Raw genomic sequence first — 13589 nt, 5'->3', positions numbered from 1 at the left:
ATCCCGCAGCCGGTTGCGCGCGCCGTTTTCCGCCGCCCGGACCGCCAGCCACAATCAAGATGAACACTGAATCCCTAGCCCTGGACTTCAAGAGCGCCACCCTGTATGCCATCCGGGTGGTTTTGCATAGCGCCGATCCCGAACGCCTGAACGCAGCGCTGGCCAAGCGCATGGCGGATGCCGGCAGCTTCTTTGAAAACGAACCCGTCGTCATCGACGCCAGCCGGGTCGAGGAAACGATCGATTGGACGGCGCTGGTGGCGTCGCTGCGCGGCCACAACCTGCCCCCGATCGGCGTGGTGGCCGAAGGCGCCAACCTGCAGGCCGCGCGCGAAGCCGGCCTGACCCCGGTCGAGCTGTCCACGCCCGCCGCGCGGCCCGCCCCCGTGGTGGACACGGCGCCGCCGAACGATGTCGCGACGCCCGTGCCGTCGGTGCCGGCAGCCGCGGTCGAGATCGCGCCCGCGCCTACCGACACGTCGGCATCTGACGCGCAGACGCCTGCCGCCGATTCCGCGGCGCAAGACAAGACGGCGGCCGCTGACGTGGCCGATGCCAAGACCGACGCGCAGGACGAAAAGCCCGCGCCAGACGCCGATCCCCTGCCCGCCCGCGCGGCCAGCAGCACCACGTCCGCGTCCAGTCCGACGGCCGCGGCCCCGCACTCGTCGTCGGCGCTGGTGGTCACGCGGCCGCTGCGCTCGGGCCAGCGCGTCTACGCGCGGCATACCGATCTGGTGGTGATCGGCATGGTCAGCCAGGGCGCGGAAGTCATCGCCGACGGCAACGTGCACGTGTACGGTCCGCTGCGCGGCAAGGCCATGGCCGGCGCGCGCGGCGACACGTCGGCGCGCATCTTCACGACGCATCTGGATGCGGAATTGCTGGCCGTGGCGGGCGTCTACCGCGTGGTCGAAGACAAGCTCGATGGCACGCTGCAGAACCAGCCCGCGCTGGTCCGCCTGGATGGCGACACGCTGCGCATCGAAGCGCTGAAGGCCTGATGCCGCGCCCGGTGCGCGGCATCCTGCGAGACGGCGGCGCGGCCGCGGCCCGCTCAAATCTCAACACATCCTGTAAGAAGCCTTACACGGGCTTTTTGCTTTACGATAACGCGATTTATTCGAACATAAGGGTTTGATCGTCATGACACGCATTGTTGTGGTGACTTCCGGCAAAGGCGGCGTGGGCAAGACCACGACGAGCGCCAGTTTTTCCGCGGGCCTCGCGATGCGGGGCCACAAGACCGCTGTCATCGACTTCGACGTCGGCCTGCGCAACCTCGACCTCATCATGGGTTGCGAGCGTCGCGTGGTGTATGACTTCGTCAATGTGATCCAGGGCGAAGCGACCCTCAAGCAAGCGCTCATCAAGGACAAGCAGCTTGAAAACCTTTTCATCCTGCCCGCCTCGCAAACGCGCGACAAGGATGCGCTGACGCAGGAAGGCGTGGAAAAGGTCATCAATGACCTGAAGGAAATGGGTTTCGACTACATCGTCTGCGATTCCCCCGCCGGCATCGAAACCGGCGCGCTGATGGCCGCCTACTTTGCCGACGACGCGCTTGTGGTCACCAACCCGGAAGTCTCGTCGGTGCGTGACTCGGACCGCATCCTGGGCATCCTGGCCGCAAAGTCCAAGCGCGCGGTCGAGGGTGACGAGCCGGTGAAGGAATACCTGCTGCTGACCCGCTACAACCCGAAGCGCGTGTCCGACGGCGAAATGCTGTCGCTGACCGACATCGAAGACATCCTGCGCATCAAGCTCATCGGCGTGATTCCCGAATCCGAAGCCGTGCTGCAGGCGTCGAACCAGGGCCTGCCGGCCATCCACCTGAAAGAGACCGACGTCTCGGAAGCCTACAAGGACGTCGTCAGCCGTTACCTTGGCGAAGACAAGGCCCTGCGCTTTACCGATTACGAAAAGCCGGGTTTCCTGAAACGCCTGTTCGGAGGCAAGTAAGCGATGTCCTTCCTGTCGTTTCTGCTTGGTCAAAAGAAGACCTCAGCATCCGTCGCCAAAGAACGGTTGCAGATCATCCTTGCCCACGAGCGTGGCCGCGGGGATTCGCCCGATTACCTGCCGCAGCTTCAGCAGGAACTGATCGCGGTCATCTCCAAGTACGTGAAGATCAACCCCGAAGACATCAAGGTGCACCTGGAACGCCAGGACACGCTGGAGGTGTTGGAAGTGAAGATCGAAATGCCGCAGAACGAGACTTGACGTCTCCGCTGTGCGCCGGCCTTGCCGGCGCGCGTTGCGCATAAAAAAACGCCCGGCATTGCCGGGCGTTTGTCTTGAGGCGAGACCAGGCGCTTAGCGCTTGCCGACCTGGTCGCCGATCACACCGCCGATCGCCGCGCCGCCGACCGTGCCGAGCACGCCGCCGTTGGTGATTACCGCACCCGCGACGCCGCCGAGCGCGGCGCCCCCTACGGTGCTCTTCTGGCGATGGCTCATGCCATCCCACGATGAACAACCCGCCATGGTGGCGGCCAAGGCAACAGCGGCACAGATTTTGGAAAGCGATGCGATTTTCATGATGTAGCTCCTGTTCTTGTACCCGGGCCGCACCGATGATTCAAAACGCGAGCGCGCGGACCTTTGTGGGTTTAGAGCTTTCAGGATCGCAAAATATCCGGGGACACGGTGTTAGGTTTACCCAGGAATTGTGTCAAAGGGAGAGCGAATTTTTGCACTCCTCTAGGGACGATGTTGCAGGGTCCGCCCGCTATTTGACCAGACGTAACACGTCGCGGAATCGCGGGTGCTCGCAAGTCTCCATCCACTCGAAAATCGCCATCTCTGTCGTGACGATCTCCGCGCCATGGGCGCGCGCGCGGCGCAGGGCGGCATGATGGTCCGACGGCTTGCGCGATCCGGCCGCATCCGCGACGAGCACCGTCTTGTAGCCCCGGTCCACCAGACCGATCACCGTTTGCAGCACGCAGATATGCGCCTCGCAGCCCGCCACGAGCACCGTCTTGCGAGAGGCCGGCAGCCAGCCGTCGAAACCCGGTTCGCGGGCTGACGAAAAGTGCATCTTCTGGAACGTGGCCTGCACCAGTTCGCGCAATGGGTCCACGGTCACGCCCAGCATCTTGCTGTGATGCTCGGTGGCCACGACGGGTACGTCCAGCAGCCGCGCGGCCTGCGCCAGCTTGTGCGCGGCGTTGAGCACGGCGTCGCCTTCGTGGATGACAGGCATCAGGCGCCCCTGCATGTCGACGATCAGCAGGGTGGAATCGGAGGCGGACAGCAGCATGGTGAGGGATTCCTTGGGGGCAAGGGGTCAGCATAACGCCGTAGGGCGGTGATGTCTCCCTGGGCCGGTGTCTGACACCCTTGGTCGCGCTGCCTGGGCCGGTGTCTGACACCCTTGGGAGACGCTCTTGGTATGACGCGAATCTCACCAGGGTGTCAGACACCTCAGAGAGGGTGTCAGACACCTCAGAGGATCATTGACGCCAAAAAAATCCCGGCGCTCGGCCGGGATTCTTGGCGGTGGGTTCCTGACTCGGCTGGTGTCTGACACCCTTGCGGCGGCGCCGCTGATTGACGGCTGTGCCACCTGGGTGTCAGACACCATAGGAATTGGCTTTTACTTCAACGCCTTGTAGCGCAGGCGCTTGGGCTTGGCGCCCTCTTCGCCCAGGCGGCGCTTCTTGTCGGCTTCGTATTCCTGATAGTTGCCGTCAAAGAACACAACCTGCGAATCGCCTTCGAAGGCCATGATGTGCGTGGCGATACGGTCCAGGAACCAGCGATCGTGGCTGATGACCATGATGCTGCCGGGGAACTCGAGCAGACCGTCTTCCAGCGCGCGCAGCGTTTCGACGTCGAGGTCGTTGGACGGTTCGTCAAGCAGCAGGACGTTGCCGCCGGCGATCAGCGTCTTGGCCATGTGCAGGCGGCCGCGTTCGCCGCCGGAGAGCTGGCCCACGACCTTGTTCTGGTCGCCGCCCTTGAAGTTGAAGCGGCCCAGGTAGGCGCGCGACGACATCTCGAACTTGCCGACGGTCAGGATGTCGGCGCCATCGGACACGGCGTCGAACACCGTCTTCTTGTCTTCCAGCGCGTCGCGCGACTGGTCGACGAAGGCCAGCTTCACGGTCTGGCCGATCTTGACTTCGCCGGAATCCGGCTGCTCGCGGCCGGCGATCATGCGGAACAGCGTGGACTTACCGGCGCCGTTGGCGCCGATGATGCCGACGATGGCGCCCGGCGGCACCTTGAAGCTGAGGTTGTCGATCAGCAGGCGGTCGCCGTAGGCCTTGCTGACGTTGTTGAATTCGATGACCTCGTTGCCCAGGCGCTCGCCCACCGGAATGAAGATTTCCTGGGTTTCGTTGCGCTTCTGGTATTCGTACGAGGACAGTTCCTCGAAACGCGCCATACGCGCCTTGGCCTTGGCCTGGCGGCCCTTCGGGTTCTGGCGCACCCACTCCAGTTCCTTCTTGATGGTCTTCTGGCGCGCCGATTCGGAGGACTCTTCCTGCTTGAGGCGGTCTTCCTTCTGTTCCAGCCACGAGCTGTAGTTGCCCTTCCAGGGAATGCCGTAGCCGCGGTCCAGTTCCAGGATCCATTCGGCCGCGTTGTCCAGGAAGTAGCGATCGTGGGTCACGCCGACGACGGTGCCGGGGAACTTGTGCAGGAACTGCTCCAGCCACTCCACGCTTTCGGCGTCCAAGTGGTTGGTGGGTTCGTCGAGCAGCAGCATGTCGGGCTTGGACAGCAGCAGGCGGCACAGGGCCACGCGGCGCTTTTCACCACCGGACAGGTTTCCGACGGTGGCATCCCAGGGCGGAAGGCGCAGCGCGTCGGCGGCGATTTCCATCTGGTGTTCGATGTCGTCCGCGCCGCTGGAGGCGGCGGCGGCGATGATGGCTTCGAGCTCGGCCTGTTCAGCGGCCAGCGCGTCGAAGTCGGCATCGGGTTCGGCGTAGGCGGCGTAGACCTCGTCCAGGCGCTTCTTGGCGGTGACGACGGCGCCCAGGCCTTCTTCGACCGCCTGGCGGACCGTGTGCTCGGGGTTGAGCTGCGGTTCCTGCGGCAGGTAGCCGATGTTCAGGCCCGGCATGGGCACGGCTTCGCCTTCGATCTCGCGGTCGACGCCCGCCATGATCTTCAGCAGCGTCGACTTGCCCGAGCCGTTCAGGCCCAGCACGCCGATCTTGGCGCCAGGAAAAAACGAAAGGGAGATATCGCGCAGGATCTGCCGCTTGGGCGGCACGATCTTGCCGACGCGGTTCATGGTGTAGACGTATTGGGCCATGGGCTCGTAGGTGAGATATAGCTGAGAAACCGTTGATTGTAGGCCGGAACCCTGACCGGCGTGCGGCAGCGGTGATCCGGCCCCATCTCGCCTGGATCCAGACCCGCGCCGGCCGTCAGTTTCCCTTCGCGGCGCGGCCCGGGATGCCCGGCGTGCGCATCTGCGCCAACATTACGCCGGCCAGCGCCAGCGCACCGCCCGCGATGTGAAACAGATGCGGCTTTTCATCGAGGAACAGCGCCGCGATGGCCACGGTGAACACCGGCATGACGTTCAGGAAGATGCTGGCGCGGTTGGGGCCCAGGTGGCGCACGCCCTGCATCCACAGATACGGCGCGAACAGCGACGGAAACACCGCCGCATAGAGCACCAGCGGCACGTTGGCGGCATTGAGCGGCGACGGCGCGGCCATCAGGAAGGCGGGAAGCTGGAACAGGATGCCGAACGCGACCTGCACGTACAGCGACTGCCACGGCCCCACAGGCAGCGCCCAGCGCCGCAGCAGCACGCCATACAGCGCATAGGCCAGCGCGCCCAGCCCCATCAGCACGTCGCCGTGGTTGGCGCCCACGGACAGCAGCCGGGCCGGATCGCCCTCGCCGATCAGCAGCGCCAGTCCGGCCAGCGACACCAGGCTGCCCAGGACCGCCATGACCGAGGGACGCTCGCGCATGATCACCGCCATGACGGCGATGGTCATGAGCGGGATCATCGCGGTGATGAAACCCATGTTGGTGGCGGTGGTGGACGCGGCCGCCACGTACGCCAGCCCTTGGTACAACGCCATGCCCAGCCCGCCCAGCACGGCGAACTTCGGCAGGTGCGCCAGCACCTGGCGGCGTTGCGCCCAGACGCCGGGCAGCGCGAACGGGGTCAGCACGATGCCCGCCAGCGCCCAGCGGTAAAAGCCGATGGCGGCGGGTGCGATCACGCCCGCCGCCATCTTGGTGACGATCATGTTGACCGACCAGATCAGGGCCGCCAGGAGGGGAAACAGGAAAAAACGGAGGGGAAGCTGCGGGGCGTCGGAGCGCATGGTTGAAACGGGAAGGCAGAAATACGAAAAGCAGGCCAGTGTAGGCTTGGTCCGACCTGCTGTATACGTCACTTATATGTCGGCGCCCCGGCACGCCATCCGGATACCGCCCGCGTTTCTTCGTAATCCAAGCGCCCGATGCACCGCAGCGCCGTTCGCGCGACAATAGCGCCTGACGTATCTGCCGTGCCGTCGCGGCTTCATCGCGCCCAGGAACCTTCATGTCCGCCTCTGCCACTCCTCCCGCTTCCTTGACCCATTTCAGCGCACCCGAACTGGACATGCTGGCCAAGACCGCGGACGCACTCAGCGCCTATCTCGGCAAGCCCGTGCTGGCGGAAGTGGTGCTGGGCGACGAAGGCACCGAATGGGTGACCTACGGTGTCCCGATGGACGAGAAGGCCGAAACGGACGAGGAACAGACGCACGTGCAGATGGGCGGGCCGGGCGCGCGCCTGCTGGGCAACCGCGGCGGCCTGCCGCAGTCCGATGACGACACCTACGACTGTCTGTACCTGTGGGCCATCCAGATCTCGCTGAACGACGGCGAGCGCTTCATCAAGCTGGACCACGATGGCGAAGAGTCCGCCTGGTCCGACAACCTGGAAGATGTGCTTCCCTTTGCCCTGACCGAGGAACCGCAGCCGGACCCCGACGAGGAAGAGGAAGAGGAAGACGGCGCGGACGACGAAGACGACGACACGCCGTACGACGACGTCCACAACCACAACCACCGCCACTGAGCGGCGCGCCGCGGTCCGGGCAGGCGCCCGGTCCACGGCGTTTGCAGGATCACACCGTGATCCGGCCTTCTTCTACCGCGTGGCAGGCCACGATCGACACCCCCGCCAGCATCGCCACCGGCGCCTCGGCCTTGCACCGGTCGTTGGCGTGCGGGCAGCGCGGATGGAAGGTGCAGCCGGACGGCGGATTCAAGGGATTGGGCACCTCGCCCGCCACCGCCGTGCGCGGCTTGCCCGCGCCGTTGATGTCCGGAATGGCCTCGAGCAGCATGCGCGTGTAGGGATGCCGCGGCCGTGCGAAGAGTTCGTCGCGCGGCGCCACTTCCACCATGCGGCCCAGGTACATCACCCCCACGCGATCAGCCACGTGGTGCACGACGGCCAGGTTGTGCGAGATGAACAGATAGGTCAGCCCCAGCTTGCGCTGCAAGTCCTTCATCAGGTTCAGCACCTGCGCCTGCACGGACACGTCCAGCGCCGAGGTGGGCTCGTCGCACACCAGGAATTCCGGATTGACCGCCAGCGCGCGCGCGATCGAGATGCGCTGGCGCTGCCCGCCCGAGAACTGGTGCGGATAGCGGCTCTGGTCCGCGGGATCCAGACCCACCTGCCGCAGCAATTCGCCCACGCGCGCCACGCGGTCCGCGGGCGACATCTGCGTGTGCGTCAGCATCGGCTCGGCGATGATGCGGCCCACGCGCCAGCGCGGATTCAGGCTGGCATAGGGATCCTGGAAGATCATCTGCAGGCGCTTGCGCAAGGCGCGCCCGCCGGGTTCGGACATGCGCGACAGCGGCTGGCCGTCGAAGCGGATGTCGCCGCGCGTCAGGCCATACAGCCCGACCAGCATGCGCGCGACCGTGGACTTGCCACAGCCCGATTCACCCACCAGCGCGAGCGTTTCGCCTCGGGCGATGTCGAACGACACGCCGTCCACCGCGCGCAGCATCACTTTGGGCTTGCGCGCCAGCGCGCGCTCCAGCCAGGGCGGCGACACGTCGAACCAGCGCGCCGCGTCCTTTACTTGAACCAAGGGCGTGCTCATGCGGCCACCTCCAACGTATTGCCTTTGTCATGCAGCCAACAGGCCGCGCGCGACGTGCCGGCGGGCATCAGCTCGGGGCGATCGTGCGCGCAGCGCGGCAGGCGCTGGCCGCAGCGGGGATTGAACGCACAGCCCGGCGGAATGGCGTTCAGGCGCGGCATGCTGCCGTCGATCTGCACCAGCCGTTCGGTATGGCCTTCCAGTGTGGGAATCGACCCCATCAGCCCCGACGTATACGGATGGCGCGGCTTGTGGATCACGTCGGCCACCGGCCCGATCTCGGCCACGCGGCCGGCGTACATCACCGCCACGCGGTCGGCAGTCTCGGCGATCACGCCCATGTCGTGCGTGATCAGCATGACGGCCGTGCCGTTCTCGCGGCACAGGCGCTTGAGCAGTTCGATGATCTGCGCCTGGATCGACACGTCCAGCGCGGTCGTGGGCTCGTCGGCCACCACCAGCTTGGGCTCCGCGGCCAGGGCCAGCGCGATCACCACGCGCTGGCGCATGCCGCCGGAGAACTGGTGCGGATAGTGGTCGATGCGCTCGCGCGCGGCGGGAATGCCGGTGGACGCCAGCAGCTCGACCGCGCGGTTGCGCGCCTGCGACCACGTCATGTCCAGATGGGTGACGATGGTTTCGGCCAATTGCCGGCCCACCGTGTACAGCGGGTTCAGCGACGTCAGCGGATCCTGGAACACCGCGCCGATCTCGCGGCCGCGCACGCGGCGCATCTGCTCGTCGGGCAGGTTGTCGATGCGGCGGCCGGCCAGCAGGATCTCGCCGGCCGCGATGCGGCCCGGCGGTTCGAGCAGGCCGATGATGGAGGCGCCGGTCAGCGATTTGCCGGCGCCGGATTCGCCCACCACGCCCAGGACTTCGCCAGCCTGGATGGAAAAGGACACGTCGTCCAGGGCGCGTAGCGTGCCGCGGCGCGTGGGAAACTCCACGCGCAGGTTGCGGACTTCGAGTAATGCGCTCATGGTTACCTCAGTTCAGTCGCGGATTGAGCGCATCGCGCAGCCAGTCACCCAGCAGGTTGACCGACAGCACAAGCAGCACCAGCGCCGCGCCCGGGAAAATGGTGATCCACCACTCTCCGGAAAACAGGAAATCGTTGCCGATCCGGATCAGCGTGCCCAGCGACGGCGCGGTCGGCGGCACCCCTACCCCCAGGAACGACAGCGTCGCCTCGGTGATGATGGCGGTGGCCAGATGCACCGTGGCCAGCACCAGCACCGGACCCAGCACGTTGGGCAGCACGTGGCGGAACATGATGACGGGCGAGGCCACGCCGATCACGCGGGCGGCCTGCACGTATTCACGGTTCTTTTCCACCAGCGTCGAGCCGCGCACCGTGCGGGCGTACTGCGGCCAGCCGGCCAGCGCGATGGCGCCGATCAGCACCGGAAAGGCGATGATCTCGTGCATCTCGCGCGGCACCGCTGCACGGGCCACGCCGTCGATCAGGAGCGCGATCAGGATGGCGGGGAACGAGAGCTGCACGTCGGCGACACGCATGATGAACGCGTCGACGCGGCCGCCGGCATAGCCCGACACCAGCCCGAGCACGATGCCGATCACCATCGACAGCAGCACCGAGGCCAGACCGATCAGCAGCGACACGCGCGTGCCGTACAGGATGGCCGAATACAGATCGCGGCCCTGACTGTCGGTGCCCAGCAGGTACGTGGCCTGTCCGTTGGGTTCCCAGGCCGGCGGCAACAGCGCGTCCAGCAGTTCCACCTTGGTCAGGTCGAACGGATTGTGCGGCGCGACCCAGCCGGCCCCGAAGGAACCGATCAACAGGGCCGCGAGCAGCAAGGTGGCCACGATGGCCACGGGCGCCCGGCGCCAGGCCCAGGCAATGTCGCTGTCCCACCAGCGTTTGAGTACGGCGCGCATCAGTGAGCCCCCCCGCCGCGAGTCAGCCCGGAACGCAGCCGCGGGTCCACGACGAAATACAGAAGATCGACGATCAGGTTGATCACCACGAACACCAGTGCGATCAGGCAAAGGTACGCGGCCATCACCGGCACGTCGGCGAATTGGACCGCCTGGATGAAGAGCAGGCCCATGCCCGGCCACTGGAACACGGTCTCGGTCACGATGGCGAAGGCGATGATGCCGCCCAGCTGCAGGCCGGTGATGGTGATGACGGGCACCATCGTGTTCTTGAGCGCGTGGCCGAAGTGGATGGCGCGGCGCTTCAGGCCCCGGGCGCGCGCGAACTTGATGTAGTCCGAGCGCAGGACCTCCAGCATTTCGGAGCGCACCAGCCGCAGCACCAGCGTCATCTGGAAGAGCGACAGCGTGATGGACGGCAGGATGAGGTGCTTCCAGCCCGTGGCGGTGAACAGGCCCGACGTCCACCAGCCCAGGCTGACGGTATCGCCGCGCCCGTAGCTGGGCAGCCAGCCCAGTTGCACCGAGAACACCAGGATCAGCAGGATGCCGATCAGGAAGGTCGGCAGCGACACGCCCAGCAGCGACCCGGCCAGCAGCATCTGCGAGACCAGGCTGTTGCGCTTGAGCGCCGTGTACACGCCCAGCGGCACGCCCACGACGAGCGCCAGCAAGGCGGCCACCATGGACAGCTCCAGCGTGGCGGGCAGGCGGGACTTCAGCAGGGTGGAAACGGGTTCGCTCTGGCGCAGGGAGATGCCGAAATTGCCCTGCACGGCGTTGGCCACGAAGTGGCCGAATTGAACGATGGCGGGCTCGTTCAGGCCCAGGCGTTCACGCAGTTCGATGCGCTCGGCATCGGTGGCGTCCTGCCCCAGCATGATGGTGACGGGGTCGCCGACGTATTGGAAAAGCACAAAGGCCAGTAGCGCGACGGTGAGCATCACCGCTACGGCCTGCAACAGGCGACGCAGTATGAAAGCGAACATAGGCGGAAAAAAGCAAGACGGCGGAACCGGGTAGGTCCCGCCGTCTGGTTAGCCTGGATCAGTCAACCTTGACCCAATCGGCAACGAGGCGGTTGTCGGCACGGTGGATGACCGTGACGTTCTTGCGCATGGCCCAGGGGATGACCTGGTCATGCAGCGGAATGTGCCCGAAGTCCTTGGCGTGCCCTTCCAGCACGGTGATGATGTCGGCGTCGCGCTTCTTCGCATCGGTCTCGGTCTTGATCCGATCGATGATGACGTCGAGTTCCTTGTTGCTGTAGTTGCCCAGGTTGTACATGCCGTCCGCGCCTTCACCCTTGGTGCGGATCAGGTTCTGCAGCGTGTACATGGCGTCGAACGTGGGCACGCCCCAGCCGAACAGGTAGGCGCTGGTGTCGAACGACTGCACCTTCGGGAAGTACGTGGAGCGCGGCATGGCGTTCATGGTGGCCTTGACGCCGACCTTGGCCCACATGCCGACGACGGCCTGACAGATGGCTTCGTCGTTGATGTAGCGGTTGTTCGGGCAATCCAGCGTGAAGTTCAGCGTGCCGTCGTAGCCGGCTTCCTTCAGCAGGGCGCGGGCCTTTTCGGGATCGTACGGCACACGCTTGTGCACCGATTCAGCCCAGCCATGGACCTGCGGGGCGATCATCGTGCCGGTGGGCGCCGACAGGCCGCGCATCACGGCGCGCTTGATGGCGTCCACGTCGATGGCGCGGTACAGCGCTTCGCGCACGCGGACGTCCTGGAAGGGGTTCTTGCCCTTGATGTTGGAGTACTGCAGCTCGGGACGCTTCTGGTCCAGGCCCAGGTAGATGGTGCGGTATTCGTTGCCTTCGACGACCTTCTGCTGCTGGCGCAGGCGGTCCAGATCCTGTGCGGCCGGGTCCAGCACGAAGTCGATTTCGCCCGACAGCAGCGCGGCGGTGCGCGTGGCGTTCTGCTTGATCGGCGTGAAGATGACTTCGGTCACGTTGCCGACCTTGCCGGCCTTGTTCCACCAGTCCTTGTTTTCCTCGAAGACCGTGCGCACGTCGACTTCGCGGCTCTTGAGCTTGTAGGGGCCCGTGCCGTTGGTGTTGCGAGCGCCGTAGGTTTCTTCTTTGTTGACGAAGTCCTGGGGCTTGGGGATGTTGTTCTTTTCGGACCAGGCCTTGTTCATGATGAACACGTTGGTCAGCTGGCGCAGCAGCACGGGGTTGGGCGCCGAGGTTTCGATCTCGACCGTCAGGTCGTCGATCTTGCGCGCTTCCTTGATGCCGGTGGTGTAGGCCTTGTAGTTCGACGTGGGCGCCATGGCGCGGTGGATCGAGAACACCACGTCGTCAGCCGTGAACGCGGCGCCGTCATGGAACTTGACGTTGGGGCGCAGCTTGAAGCGGTACAGGGTGGGCGACACCTGTTCCCATTCGGTGGCCAGGCGCGGCGACACCTTGAAAGACTTGTCGTAGTCGACCAGGGGCTCGTAGATGTAGCTGTTGGCGGCGATCGTCATGCCTTCGTTCTGCGAGTGCGGATCGAAAGTGAGGATGTCGCCCTGGGCGGCCCAGCGGAAGGTCTTGGCTTGCCCGATCGAGGGCACTGCCACGGCGGCGGCGATCGCGATAGCAATCAAAGTGCGGCGCATAAGTGTCAACTCCTGACAGTAGTCTGAATACCGGCGCGAGTGTGCCTACCCGCGAGACCCGCGTCAATTCAGGGTTTGCGCGTACCGGCGATTGTTTTCACTGTGAAACGACAATCGGGGACGCATAAGTATGTAACGAAATAGTCGGACCGAACGATGTTCGAGTGCGCGCTTGCAACAGATGGACCTACTCGTCCGGGTCGATGGGCAGTTCCAACGGCACGTGCTCGGTCATCAGCACGTCCAGCATGTCGATCAGCAGCGCGGCCTTTTCTTCGCCGAAGGGGGCCAGCACCGCCTTCTGGTGCTGCAAGGCCTGATCGCACAGGCCGCCGATGAGGTTGGAGCCCTTGGCCGTGATGCAGACCCGCGTCTGGCGGCGGTCCGCGCGCACGCCGGTGCGGGCCACCAGGCCGTCGGCTTCCATGCGCTGCACGACCTTGCTGAGGGTGGGCTGTTTGGTGATGGCCAGCACGGCCAGGCTGCCGATGGTTTCGCCTGCGCTGCCCTGCAAGCTGGCGAGCACGCGCCATTCGGTGACCGACAAACCGGCGGCTTTGACCTGTTGATGGAACTCCGCCGAGATGCGCTGGCTGGCCTGCGCGAGCAGATAGGCCAGGTAGCCGTCGACGAACCGCGGGCCCGTTGCGGCGGCGCGCATGCCGCGTGGCTTATCTGCCTGCATGTTGGTTTGCTCCCACGCACCCATTTCGAAGGCCCGCCCCGTTGCCGAAAAGCGCATTGCACCACGACGGCGCAGCGGTGCGCCATGATGTACCGCAATGCTGTTGCGCAGCACAGGGTATACCCCAAATCGCAACCCGTTTTTGCACCATTGCAGCGCCCTCAATCTGTCAAAAACCTAGAGAACAACCAGTATATACACCCTTGTTTTTGCGTGATATTTTTTAATTTCCATGAAATTTCATCTTTTTTATTGACAGCTAAAACGTTGACTCCTAAAGT

General features: G+C 65.0%; 14 protein-coding genes. 4 read left to right on the top strand and 10 right to left on the bottom strand.

The window, feature by feature from the left end; all coding sequences use genetic code 11:
- The first annotated feature begins 59 nt into the window (after positions 1 to 59).
- The 3 genes from minC to minE all read left to right on the top strand — a co-directional run bounded on the left by minC (position 60) and on the right by minE (position 2223).
- The gene (gene minC / locus RT697_RS18005) at positions 60 to 1004 is read left to right on the top strand and encodes a septum site-determining protein MinC (protein ID WP_313700724.1); all 945 of its coding nucleotides are present in this window, start codon (positions 60 to 62) and stop codon (positions 1002 to 1004) included.
- A gap of 142 nt (positions 1005 to 1146) precedes the next feature.
- Positions 1147 to 1962, top strand: coding sequence for a septum site-determining protein MinD (minD, locus tag RT697_RS18000; protein ID WP_312434937.1), 816 nt, complete (start codon positions 1147 to 1149; stop codon positions 1960 to 1962).
- A 3-nt stretch (positions 1963 to 1965) separates the two neighbouring features.
- Positions 1966 to 2223, top strand: a complete 258-nt coding sequence (gene minE / locus RT697_RS17995; protein WP_006217654.1) for a cell division topological specificity factor MinE — start codon at positions 1966 to 1968, stop codon at positions 2221 to 2223.
- Positions 2224 to 2316: 93 nt separating this feature from the next.
- Here the strand turns inward: minE and RT697_RS17990 are convergent, their stop codons facing one another.
- The 4 genes from RT697_RS17990 to RT697_RS17975 form a co-directional block, all read right to left on the bottom strand.
- On the bottom strand, positions 2317 to 2541 hold the full coding sequence (locus RT697_RS17990; protein WP_056321146.1) for a glycine zipper 2TM domain-containing protein: 225 nt from the start codon (positions 2539 to 2541) through the stop codon (positions 2317 to 2319).
- 190 nt (positions 2542 to 2731) lie between these two features.
- Entirely contained in the window at positions 2732 to 3265 is a 534-nt protein-coding gene (locus RT697_RS17985) for an isochorismatase family protein (protein ID WP_313700722.1), read from the bottom strand.
- A 336-nt stretch (positions 3266 to 3601) separates the two neighbouring features.
- Positions 3602 to 5275, bottom strand: a complete 1674-nt coding sequence (gene ettA, locus RT697_RS17980) for an energy-dependent translational throttle protein EttA (RefSeq protein WP_313700720.1) — start codon at positions 5273 to 5275, stop codon at positions 3602 to 3604.
- Between the two features lie 115 nt (positions 5276 to 5390).
- Complete coding sequence (locus RT697_RS17975) at positions 5391 to 6311, bottom strand: DMT family transporter (RefSeq protein ID WP_313700718.1); 921 nt, start codon at positions 6309 to 6311, stop codon at positions 5391 to 5393.
- 221 nt (positions 6312 to 6532) lie between these two features.
- On the opposite strand from RT697_RS17975, the gene RT697_RS17970 reads away from it, so the two are divergent.
- Entirely contained in the window at positions 6533 to 7054 is a 522-nt protein-coding gene (locus RT697_RS17970) for a hypothetical protein (RefSeq protein WP_313700716.1), read from the top strand.
- Between the two features lie 49 nt (positions 7055 to 7103).
- Here RT697_RS17970 and RT697_RS17965 read toward each other — a convergent pair whose 3' ends face one another.
- From RT697_RS17965 to RT697_RS17940, 6 genes are all read right to left on the bottom strand, one after another.
- Positions 7104 to 8099, bottom strand: a complete 996-nt coding sequence (locus tag RT697_RS17965) for a dipeptide ABC transporter ATP-binding protein (RefSeq protein ID WP_313700714.1) — start codon at positions 8097 to 8099, stop codon at positions 7104 to 7106.
- Positions 8096 to 9082 carry an ABC transporter ATP-binding protein gene (locus RT697_RS17960; protein ID WP_056568892.1) on the bottom strand — a complete coding sequence of 329 codons (987 nt, stop codon included), beginning with the start codon at positions 9080 to 9082 and terminating at the stop codon, positions 8096 to 8098. Before RT697_RS17960 ends, RT697_RS17965 begins: the two co-directional genes overlap by 4 nt.
- 7 nt (positions 9083 to 9089) lie before the next feature.
- Positions 9090 to 10004 (bottom strand): ABC transporter permease, encoded by a 915-nt coding sequence (locus tag RT697_RS17955; protein ID WP_056568895.1) that lies wholly within the window; start codon positions 10002 to 10004, stop codon positions 9090 to 9092.
- Complete coding sequence (locus RT697_RS17950) at positions 10004 to 10993, bottom strand: ABC transporter permease (RefSeq protein WP_008158681.1); 990 nt, start codon at positions 10991 to 10993, stop codon at positions 10004 to 10006. The genes RT697_RS17955 and RT697_RS17950 overlap by 1 nt, the downstream gene beginning before the upstream one ends.
- 58 nt (positions 10994 to 11051) lie before the next feature.
- The gene (locus RT697_RS17945; protein ID WP_313700711.1) at positions 11052 to 12623 is read right to left on the bottom strand and encodes an ABC transporter substrate-binding protein; all 1572 of its coding nucleotides are present in this window, start codon (positions 12621 to 12623) and stop codon (positions 11052 to 11054) included.
- A gap of 187 nt (positions 12624 to 12810) precedes the next feature.
- Positions 12811 to 13308, bottom strand: a complete 498-nt coding sequence (locus RT697_RS17940; protein WP_313700709.1) for a MarR family winged helix-turn-helix transcriptional regulator — start codon at positions 13306 to 13308, stop codon at positions 12811 to 12813.
- Positions 13309 to 13589 lie beyond the last annotated feature (281 nt).

It is taken from the genome of Achromobacter sp. (assembly GCF_032113835.1).
Taxonomy (GTDB): Bacteria; Pseudomonadota; Gammaproteobacteria; order Burkholderiales; family Burkholderiaceae_B; genus Achromobacter.
The sequence above is the reverse complement of the archived record's forward strand: the minus strand, read 5'-3'. Positions and strand labels throughout refer to the sequence as shown.

Coding starts and splice junctions, on each gene's coding strand:
- minC (WP_313700724.1), top strand. CDS start 60: ATGAACACTGAATCCCTAGCCCTGGACTTCAAGAGCGCCACCCTGTAT.
- minD (WP_312434937.1), top strand. CDS start 1,147: ATGACACGCATTGTTGTGGTGACTTCCGGCAAAGGCGGCGTGGGCAAG.
- minE (WP_006217654.1), top strand. CDS start 1,966: ATGTCCTTCCTGTCGTTTCTGCTTGGTCAAAAGAAGACCTCAGCATCC.
- RT697_RS17990 (WP_056321146.1), bottom strand. CDS start 2,541: ATGAAAATCGCATCGCTTTCCAAAATCTGTGCCGCTGTTGCCTTGGCC.
- RT697_RS17985 (WP_313700722.1), bottom strand. CDS start 3,265: ATGCTGCTGTCCGCCTCCGATTCCACCCTGCTGATCGTCGACATGCAG.
- ettA (WP_313700720.1), bottom strand. CDS start 5,275: ATGGCCCAATACGTCTACACCATGAACCGCGTCGGCAAGATCGTGCCG.
- RT697_RS17975 (WP_313700718.1), bottom strand. CDS start 6,311: ATGCGCTCCGACGCCCCGCAGCTTCCCCTCCGTTTTTTCCTGTTTCCC.
- RT697_RS17970 (WP_313700716.1), top strand. CDS start 6,533: ATGTCCGCCTCTGCCACTCCTCCCGCTTCCTTGACCCATTTCAGCGCA.
- RT697_RS17965 (WP_313700714.1), bottom strand. CDS start 8,099: ATGAGCACGCCCTTGGTTCAAGTAAAGGACGCGGCGCGCTGGTTCGAC.
- RT697_RS17960 (WP_056568892.1), bottom strand. CDS start 9,082: ATGAGCGCATTACTCGAAGTCCGCAACCTGCGCGTGGAGTTTCCCACG.
- RT697_RS17955 (WP_056568895.1), bottom strand. CDS start 10,004: ATGCGCGCCGTACTCAAACGCTGGTGGGACAGCGACATTGCCTGGGCC.
- RT697_RS17950 (WP_008158681.1), bottom strand. CDS start 10,993: ATGTTCGCTTTCATACTGCGTCGCCTGTTGCAGGCCGTAGCGGTGATG.
- RT697_RS17945 (WP_313700711.1), bottom strand. CDS start 12,623: ATGCGCCGCACTTTGATTGCTATCGCGATCGCCGCCGCCGTGGCAGTG.
- RT697_RS17940 (WP_313700709.1), bottom strand. CDS start 13,308: ATGCAGGCAGATAAGCCACGCGGCATGCGCGCCGCCGCAACGGGCCCG.